An 8,968-nucleotide genomic window follows, 5' to 3' on the forward strand; every position below is an offset into this window, starting at 1 on the left:
AACCGAATCCGCTCGACACTACAATGGTGGATGACACGCATCATGCCAATCCACCGCTCTGGCAAATTGCCCATTCGCACGCTGTGCTTGCACCTCGGACACCGCGGGGAATGGGCCGAATATTGCCGCCCGGCGCCCTTCTATTGGCGGGCGAACGCGCCTATATTCCGGCGTCTTTTCCAAGAGGTAGGAATGTTTCGATCGACCTGGAGCGCCGTCGTCGCGGCCCTGTGCATAGCGTTTTCAGCCCACTTCAATCCGACTGCTGCGCAGGACCGTCGGGTCCCATCGTCGCCGGCCGAGCTGCGGCTGTCCTATGCACCGATCGTGCAGCGTGTGCAGCCGGCCGTCGTCAACGTCTATGCCGCCAAGGTGGTGCAGAACCGCAATCCGCTGCTCGACGACCCCATCTTCCGCCGTTTCTTCGGCGTGCCGGGCCAGCAGCCCGAGCAGATGCAACGTTCGCTCGGCTCCGGAGTCATCGTCGATGCCTCCGGCCTCGTCGTCACCAATGTCCACGTCATCGAGGGCGCGGACCAGGTGAAAGTGTCATTGTCGGACAAGCGCGAATTCGAGGCCGAGATCCTGCTGAAGGATTCCCGCACCGATCTCGCCGTGCTCCGCCTGAAGGACTCCAAGGAGAAATTCCCGACCCTGGACTTCACCAATTCCGACGAATTGCTGGTCGGTGACGTCGTCCTTGCCATCGGCAATCCCTTCGGCGTCGGCCAGACCGTGACCCACGGCATCATCTCGGCGCTGGCGCGCACGCAGGTCGGCATCACCGACTACCAGTTCTTCATCCAGACCGATGCGGCGATCAATCCTGGCAATTCCGGCGGCGCGCTGGTCGACATGAGCGGCAAGCTCGCCGGCATCAACACTGCGATCTATTCGCGCTCCGGCGGCTCGCAAGGCATCGGCTTTGCGATTCCCGCCAACATGGTGCGCGTCGTCGTCGCTTCCGCCAAGGGTGGCGGCAAGGCAGTGAAGCGGCCGTGGCTCGGGGCAAAATTGCAGGCGGTGACGCCCGAGATCGCCGAAAGCCTCGGCCTGCGCTCGCCGACCGGCGCGCTGGTCGCAAGCGTGGTGCCGAATGGCCCCGCGGCGAAAGCCGGCTTGAAATCCTCTGACCTCATCATCGGGATCGACGGCCAGACCGTGGACGATCCCAACGCCTTCGACTACCGCTTCGCGACCCGTCCGCTGGGCGGTACCGCGCAGATCGACGTGCAGCGCGGCAGCAAGCCCGTCAAGCTGACGGTGGCGCTGGAGACTGCCCCCGACACCGGCCGCAACGAACTCGTCGTGACCGCGCGCTCGCCGTTCCAGGGCGCGAAAGTCTCGACCATCACGCCGGCGCTCGCCGACGAATTGCATCTGGATGCCGACACCGAAGGCGTCGTGATCACCGATATCGGCGGCGATACCGCGGCCGCTAATGTCGGTTTCCAGAAAGGCGACATCATCCTGGCCGTCAACAACCAAAAGATCAGCAAGACCGGGGACCTCGAGAAAGCTGCCGGCGAGCGGTCGCGGATCTGGCGCATCACGCTGGTGCGCGGCGGCCAGCAGATCAACGTCACGCTAGGCGGATGAGTCCGAAGCGACCACAGGAGACGCCAACTCTCTTCGCCGCGGCGGGGCTCGATCACGACGCTCCACATCCGCTGCCGGACCGGCTGCGTCCGCGCGCGCTGTCGGAGGTTGTGGGCCAGGACCACATCCTCGGTCCGGACGGTGCGCTGACGCGCATGTTGGAGACGCGCACGCTCGGCTCGCTCATCTTCTGGGGGCCGCCGGGTACCGGCAAGACCACGGTGGCGCGGCTGCTGGCGGATGCAACGGACCTGCATTTCGAGCAGATTTCGGCGGTATTCTCCGGTGTCGCCGATTTGAAGAAGGCCTTCGATGCCGCGCGCGCCCGCCGCGAGACGGGCAAGGGCACGCTGCTGTTCGTCGATGAGGTGCATCGATTTAATCGTGCCCAGCAGGATTCGTTTCTGCCTGTGATGGAAGACGGCACGGTGGTCCTGGTCGGCGCCACCACCGAGAATCCGTCGTTCGAGCTCAACGCGGCGTTGCTCTCTCGCGCGCGCGTCCTGGTGTTTCGCTCGCTCGATGCTGCCGCGATCGAAAAGCTGTTCGCCCATGCCGAGGCGGTCGAGGGCAAGAAGCTGCCGCTCGATGCCGAGGCACGCGCGGTTCTGGTGCGCATGGCCGACGGCGACGGACGTGCCTCGCTGACGCTCGCCGAGGAAGTCTGGCGCGCCGCGCGCAAGGACGAGATATTCGACGCCGCGCAGTTGCAAGAGATTTTGCAGCGCCGCGCCCCGATCTACGACAAGTCGGCCGACGGCCATTACAACCTGATCTCGGCGCTGCATAAATCGGTGCGCGGCTCCGATCCCGATGCCGCGCTCTATTACCTCGCGCGCATGCTCGATGCCGGCGAGGATCCGCTGTTCCTGGCCCGTCGCGTCGTGCGCATGGCCGTGGAGGACATCGGGCTTGCCGATCCACAGGCGCTCGTCATCGCCAATGCGGCCAAGGACGCCTTCGACTTTCTCGGCCATCCCGAGGGCGAGCTCGCGATCGCGCAGGCCGTGGTCTATCTCGCCACCGCGCCGAAATCGAACGCGGTCTACACTGCCTTCGGCATGGCGATGCGGGTGGCAAAACAAGCCGGCTCGCTGCTGCCGCCAAAACACATCCTCAATTCCCCGACCAAGCTGATGAAGTCGGAAGGCTACGGCGCAGCTTACGAATACGACCACGACACGCCGGAAGCCTTCTCCGGCCAGGATTATTTCCCGGAAGCCCTGGGCCGCCAGACTTTCTATGACCCGCCCGAGCGCGGTTTCGAGCGCGAGATCAGAAAACGGCTGGATTACTGGGCTAAGCTGCGCAAGGAGCGGGGTGGCTGAGGCCCAATCGCCATTTCGTCGTGACGAAAGGGCTCTTTTGGGATAGGCAGGCAGCCATGAACCGCCGCATCAAGAGAATGAACCCAAAGCCCCGTTCGCGTGACGAGCGCGGTGACGCGCGTCCTTTCAAGGCGCGCAGCGCGCAGAAAGCGGGGCCGCGGCCGGGCGGCAAGGCAGCGAGCAAGCCGCCGCGCTTTGCAGGCGAGCGCGCCGAGCGACGCGCACCCAAAGCTGCGCTGGAAAAGACCGCGCCGGAAAAGTCCGTCGAGGCATTGCTGCCGAGCAAGGTGCAGACCGTCACCGTCACGGCCGACGAGAACAACATGCGCGTCGACCGCTTTCTCGAAGCACGCTTTCCCGGCCTGTCGTTCTCCCACATCCAGCGCGTCGTGCGCAAAGGCGAGCTGCGCGTCGACGGCAAGCGCGTCGACAGCAAGGACCGCCTTGAGGAGGGCCAGAGCGTCCGCATTCCGCCGCTGAAGCTCGACACGCCGAAGGCCGCCGGCCCACTCTCGGAAGCCGCGCAGAAGACGCTGGCCGCGCTGAAGGAGATGACGATCTGGGAGGACGATGACGTGCTCGTGCTCAACAAGCCCGCCGGACTTGCCGTGCAGGGCGGCTCGGGCATGACGCGGCACATCGACCAGATGCTGGAGGTGATGCGCGATTCCAAGGGCCAGAAACCGCGCCTCGTGCACCGTATCGACCGGGAGACGTCGGGCTGTCTCCTGATCGCCAAGACGCGCTTTGCCGCCTCGCATCTGACCGGCGCGTTCCGCTCGCGGTCGGCGCGAAAGGTCTATTGGGCGCTGGTGCCGGGCCTGCCGAAGCCAAAGCAGGGCCGCATCTCGACCTTTCTCGCGAAGGAGGAGGGCGAGGACGACACTATCATGCGCATCGCCCAGCATGGCGATGAGGGCGCAAGCCACGCGGTGACCTACTATGCGATGGTCGAGACCGCCGGCAACAAGCTGACCTGGGTGTCGCTGAAGCCGGTGACGGGACGCACCCACCAGCTCCGCGCCCACATGGCCCATATCGGCCATCCCATCGTCGGCGACCCCAAATATTTCAACATCGAGAACTGGCAGCTGCCGGGTGGCTTGCAAAACCGTCTGCATCTCCTGGCACGCCGGATCGTCATTCCGCATCCGCGCGGCGGCGTGATCGACGCCACGGCACCACTGCCGCCGCATATGCAGCAATCGTGGAATCTGCTCGGGCTCGACGCAACCCGGTTTGATCCCATCGAGAACGCGCCGGAGGAGTAGGGCTAGGCGCCGCGGCCAGCCAAAGCCCGGCGAACGGGCCGCAATGCCCGCAAGTTCCCTTATGCCTGCCGCTCGCTTCATCGCCCGCCGCCCTTATCTTTGAAAGCTTAGCATTCAGCGACCGGGACCGAAGACTCACATGCGCGAATTGTTCGAAGAAGCTGCGGGGCAACCCCCGTCGGATCCGCAGGAATCGGCGCGCGCCTCCGCGCGCGCGCCCCTGCGCAAGCGCTTCTACAAGGATGCCGGCGCAGTCGAGGCCGAGGGCGGTTTCGCCATCGCCCTCGACGGCAAGCCGATCCGCACGCCCTCCGGCCGCCAGGTGCTGATTCCCTCGCGCGAGCTCGCCGATGCGGTTGCTGCCGAATGGGCGGCACAGGGCGAGACGATCGATCCCGTGACCATGCCACTGACGCGGATCGCCAACAGTGTGGTCGAGGGTGTGATCGACCGGATCGGTCTCGTCAGCGACGACCTCGCAAAATACTTCGAGACCGACCTGTTGTTCTATCGCGCCGGCCACCCCGAAGGGCTGGTTGCCCGCGAGGCCGCGCATTGGGACCCCGTGCTGTTTTGGGCCGCAGAGACGCTGGGCGCGCATTTCATCCTGTCCGAAGGCATCATGCATGTGAAGCAGCCGGACGAGGCGGTCAGGGCCGCGCGCGCCGCGCTGCCGGGGGATGCCTGGTCGGTCGCGGCGCTCCATATGGTGACAATGTTGACCGGCTCGGCGCTGCTGGCGCTGGCCCTAGCCCATCGCGCGCGCGATGCTGGGCAGGTCTGGGCCGCCGCCCATGTCGATGAGGACTGGAACATCGACCAATGGGGCGTGGATGAGGAAGCGGCCGCTCGCCGCGCCACGCGCCTGCGGGATTTCGAGGCCGCCGTGACGGTCTTGGCGATGGTAAAGCAGCAAGCACCCGAAGGTCCTTAACGAGAGGTTTACGACGGCGGCCTTAGGGTGGCGCCAGCATTCCCTGGGCCCTCCGAGATGCCGACGCCGATAAGCTCGATCGTTCCGGTCAGCGCCGCCAGTCCTGTGGCTGACGCGGCGACGCCCCATCTCGTGCTTCAGGCCGGCAGCGTTGTCGACGCCAAAGTGGTCAGCGTGCTCGCCGACAATCTCGTGCGGATCGCAATCGCCAACCTTTCGATGGACGTGATGTCGGAAGTGGCGTTGTCGCCGGGGCAGAATCTCCAGCTCGCGGTGTCGCAGAACGACGGCACCATCCGGCTCGCCGTCGTCGTGGGCGGGGCAGACGGGGCGGCGTCCGATCAGATTACGCTGACGCCGGCTGCGGCCTCGCTGATGGATAGCCCGCCGCTTGCGCCGTCGACGAGCGCTGCGCGCAATACGCTGACGCCAGCGGAGCAGATTGCCGTCACTGCGGCGTCCGCCGAGGCCGTGACCAGGCAAGGCAGCCAAGCGCCGCTATTCGCCAATCTCGCCGCGGTCGTCGGCAGCGATTTGCCGGCCGGGCTGAAGCAGGCCGTGCTGGACGTGCTGGCGCAGCAGACGCCGCTCAACGCCGGGCTCGACGGCGGCGATATCGAGACTGCCTTCCACAAGTCTGGCCTCTTCCTCGAAGCCTCGCTGGCCGCCGGCCGGACGCCGGCGTCCGGCGCAATGCCCGATTTGAAAGCGGCGTTGCTCGTGCTGCGCCAGACGCTGGCCGCGCTCGGGACCACCGCGCCTCAGACGCAAGGCGCCGCCATTCCCGCCAGCGACACAGGCACACCGCAGGTCAACGCCGCGCCGGCGCAGGCAGCAGGTGAGGCCGCGCAGGCCGCATTGTCGTCAGCGGCCCCCGATATTGCCCAACCGGCGCAACAGCCACGCAGCGCTAATCTCGCGGCCGCGGTACTCGCCGACATGGCTGCCAAGGCGCCACAAATGGCGATGCCGCAAACCTTGACGGCTGGCCTTGCCGCCAGCCTCTTGCAGGAGATGACGCAGAACCTGCCGCGGATCATCGGCAACGTGCCCGGCTCTAACAAGGCCGTACCGGACGGCCACATCTTCGAGGTGGCCAGCCATGCGACCACACCACCGCCGTTCCGCGGCGCATTGCCGGTGCCCCAATCCATCGCCTCGCCATCGCTCGCGCCCGATACCCCGCTCGCTACAACCGTGCACCGTCTGCTCGACGACACCGATGCCGCGATCGCGCGGCAGACATTGCTTCAGATCGCCTCGCTTCCCGATCGCGCCGATGCCTCCGCCCACCGCATCGACCCGGCCGTGCCGCAATGGAGTTTCGAAATTCCCTTCGCAACCCAACAGGGCACCGCGATGGCGCAGTTCGAGATCTCGCGCGACGGCGGCAACGAATCCGCCGATCCCGTCACGCGTGCCTGGCGCGCGCGCTTCTCACTTAATGTCGAGCCGGCAGGTCCCGTGCATGCGCTGATCACGCTGAGCGGCGACAAGACTTTTGTGCGGATGTGGGCGGAGCGGCCGGCGACGGCGCAGCAGCTCCGCGCCGGCATCGGTGAACTCAACCAGGCACTGACGAGAGCCGAGCTCAAGCCCGGTGATATCGTGGTGCGCGAGGGCACCCCGCCGCAACCGGCGCCGGCCCGCGCCGGACATTTCCTGGATCGGGCCACATGAGCGACGCCTCCAAGCTTGCGATTGCCCTGCACTACGAGAAGGGCACCAACGCCCCCGTCGTCGTCGCCAAGGGCAAGGGCACGATCGGTGAAAAGATCGTCGAGATCGCCAAGGCCCATGACATTCCGATCGAGGAGAACGAGGTCTTGGCCGGCGCGCTCTCCAAGGTCGAGCTCGGCGAGGAGATCCCTCCAGACCTCTACAAGGCCGTCGCCGAAGTGCTGGTGTTCGTGCTGCGGCTTTCGGGTCGGGGGCGGTAGAGCATGATCCGGTCCCCGGAGGACCGCGTTAGCGCAAAGTGTGGAGCGGTCTTCCGAAAAAACATCGTGCTGAAGAAATAACCTGTCATCGTTTCACCAGATATCGGCGGCATTGTCGCGACCACTCTCATCATCATTGGATACCGCTCTTGCTGACCCGTCGTTCCACCCTCGGTCTGCTTGCCGCAGCCGCCACCCTGCCGTCACGCGCGCTCGCTCACGTCGCGCCGCCGCGCAACGAAATCCGCGACAGCTTGGCCAAACGCTTCACCGATTTCGGCACATCGGGCACCTTCGTCGGCTACAAGGTCGAGGACTATCTGATCGTCGCCAGCGACAAGGAGCGCTCGGGCGAGGGGAAGCTGCCGGCCTCGACCTTCAAGATTCCAAACTCGTTGATTGCGCTCGAGACCGGTGTGGTCACTGACCCCGACAAGGACGTGTTTCCCTGGGACGGCGTGAAGCGTCCGATCGAGGCCTGGAACAAGGATCACACGCTGCGGACTGCGATTGCAGTCAGTGCGGTGCCGGTCTATCAGGAGATCGCGCGCCGCATCGGCCAGCAGCGCATGCAAAAGTATGTTGACGAGTTCGACTACGGCAACCGCGACATCGGCGGCGGCATCGACCAGTTCTGGCTCACCGGGGCCTTGCGCATCGATGCCGTCGAGCAGATCGACTTCGTCGACCGGCTGCGCCGGCGCGCGCTGCCGATCAGCAAGCGCAGCCAGGATCTCGTCTGCGACATCCTGCCGGTGACCAAGGTCGGCGAAAGCGTCATTCGCGCCAAGTCCGGCCTGCTGGGTGCTGAGCGCAGCGAGCCGTCGCTCGGCTGGATGGTGGGCTGGGCCGAGAAAGGCGAAGCGCACACGGTGTTCGCGCTCAACATCGACTGCCGCGAGCCACGCCACATCGAAGCCCGCATGACGCTGACGCAAGCCTGCCTTGCCGATATTGGTGCGATCTAGCGCTACCGCGCTGGTGCCGCTCGACTAGCATCCTCCCGCCAAAGAAAACCGGGAGGATGGAAAATGAATGCAACGCCGCTCTGGCTGTCGTCGCTCACGCTTGCCGCAGCAAGCGGCTGGTTCGCTGCCACGATGTTTGCCGGCTCCGCCATCAGCAAGGAGCCACGGTTTCCGCAGCTCACCATGGATCAGCTCGACGCTCGGCAGAAGCCGCTCGGCGAGCAGATCATGAAGGTGTCGAGCGTCGGCATCGGCGGACCCTACAATCCGATGATCCGCAGCCCCGTGCTCGGCCAGCGCCTGTTCGACCTGTTCCACTATCTGCGCTGGGAGACCTCGGTCCCGGTCAAGCTCAACGAGTTCGCGATCCTGATCATCGGGCGTCAATGGCGCTCGCAGGTGGAATGGTACGCGCACGCGCCGCTGGCGGCGAAGGCAGGGCTGTCGGCCGACATCATCGCGGAGCTGAAGGCCAACAAGCGGCCGTCGAAGATGGCCGATGACGAGGCGGTGGTCTACGACTTCCTCACCGAGCTCACCACCACCAAGAAAGTCACCGACGAGACTTATGCGCGCGCGAAGAAGGTGTTCGACGACCAGCAGATTGTCGATCTCACTGCAGTTGCCGGCAATTACGTGATGGTCGCGATGCTGCTGGCAATGGCCGAGGAGACGGTGCCGCCTGGTAAGGAGGAGCCGTTCAAGCCAGGGGAGCCGTAAGGCTCGCCATTGCGAGGAGCTCGCGACAAACTGCGGTACCGTAGGGTGGGCAAAGGCGCGCAGCGCCGTGCCCACCTTCGTCTCATGACTGTGATTGGTGGGCACGCTCCGCTTTGCCCACCCTTGTATTAGCCTGATCGGTTATGTTGAGCCGTTCCGTGAGGAATGGCCCAGCCCGGGTGGCCGCCCGAGCTGGGTCGCCGTTCGC

8 protein-coding genes are annotated in these 8,968 nt (G+C 65.5%); all 8 read left to right on the top strand.

What is annotated here, in order from left to right; genetic code table 11:
• Positions 1-192 precede the first annotated feature (192 nt).
• Positions 193-1,599, top strand: a complete 1,407-nt coding sequence (locus tag IVA98_RS08500) for a DegQ family serine endoprotease (RefSeq protein WP_247306338.1) — start codon at positions 193-195, stop codon at positions 1,597-1,599.
• Positions 1,596-2,927, top strand: coding sequence for a replication-associated recombination protein A (locus IVA98_RS08505; RefSeq protein ID WP_247354635.1), 1,332 nt, complete (start codon positions 1,596-1,598; stop codon positions 2,925-2,927). Before IVA98_RS08500 ends, IVA98_RS08505 begins: the two co-directional genes overlap by 4 nt.
• A 56-nt stretch (positions 2,928-2,983) precedes the next feature.
• A complete protein-coding gene (locus IVA98_RS08510; protein WP_247354636.1) occupies positions 2,984-4,198 on the top strand; it encodes an RluA family pseudouridine synthase in 1,215 nt (404 codons plus the stop codon).
• Between the two features lie 139 nt (positions 4,199-4,337).
• Positions 4,338-5,132 (top strand): ATP12 family chaperone protein, encoded by a 795-nt coding sequence (locus IVA98_RS08515; RefSeq protein WP_247337606.1) that lies wholly within the window; start codon positions 4,338-4,340, stop codon positions 5,130-5,132.
• Between the two features lie 57 nt (positions 5,133-5,189).
• Positions 5,190-6,812: a flagellar hook-length control protein FliK gene (locus tag IVA98_RS08520; RefSeq protein ID WP_247354637.1), complete on the top strand. Its 1,623-nt coding sequence runs from the start codon at positions 5,190-5,192 to the stop codon at positions 6,810-6,812.
• Positions 6,809-7,072 carry an EscU/YscU/HrcU family type III secretion system export apparatus switch protein gene (locus IVA98_RS08525; RefSeq protein ID WP_247337609.1) on the top strand — a complete coding sequence of 88 codons (264 nt, stop codon included), beginning with the start codon at positions 6,809-6,811 and terminating at the stop codon, positions 7,070-7,072. The genes IVA98_RS08520 and IVA98_RS08525 overlap by 4 nt, the downstream gene beginning before the upstream one ends.
• 149 nt (positions 7,073-7,221) lie before the next feature.
• On the top strand, positions 7,222-8,040 hold the full coding sequence (gene blaOXA, locus IVA98_RS08530) for a class D beta-lactamase (protein ID WP_247306350.1): 819 nt from the start codon (positions 7,222-7,224) through the stop codon (positions 8,038-8,040).
• Between the two features lie 63 nt (positions 8,041-8,103).
• Complete coding sequence (locus IVA98_RS08535) at positions 8,104-8,760, top strand: carboxymuconolactone decarboxylase family protein (protein ID WP_247337613.1); 657 nt, start codon at positions 8,104-8,106, stop codon at positions 8,758-8,760.
• The last annotated feature ends 208 nt before the right edge of the window (positions 8,761-8,968 follow it).

The organism is Bradyrhizobium sp. 160, assembly GCF_023073735.1.
Taxonomy (GTDB): domain Bacteria; phylum Pseudomonadota; class Alphaproteobacteria; order Rhizobiales; family Xanthobacteraceae; genus Bradyrhizobium.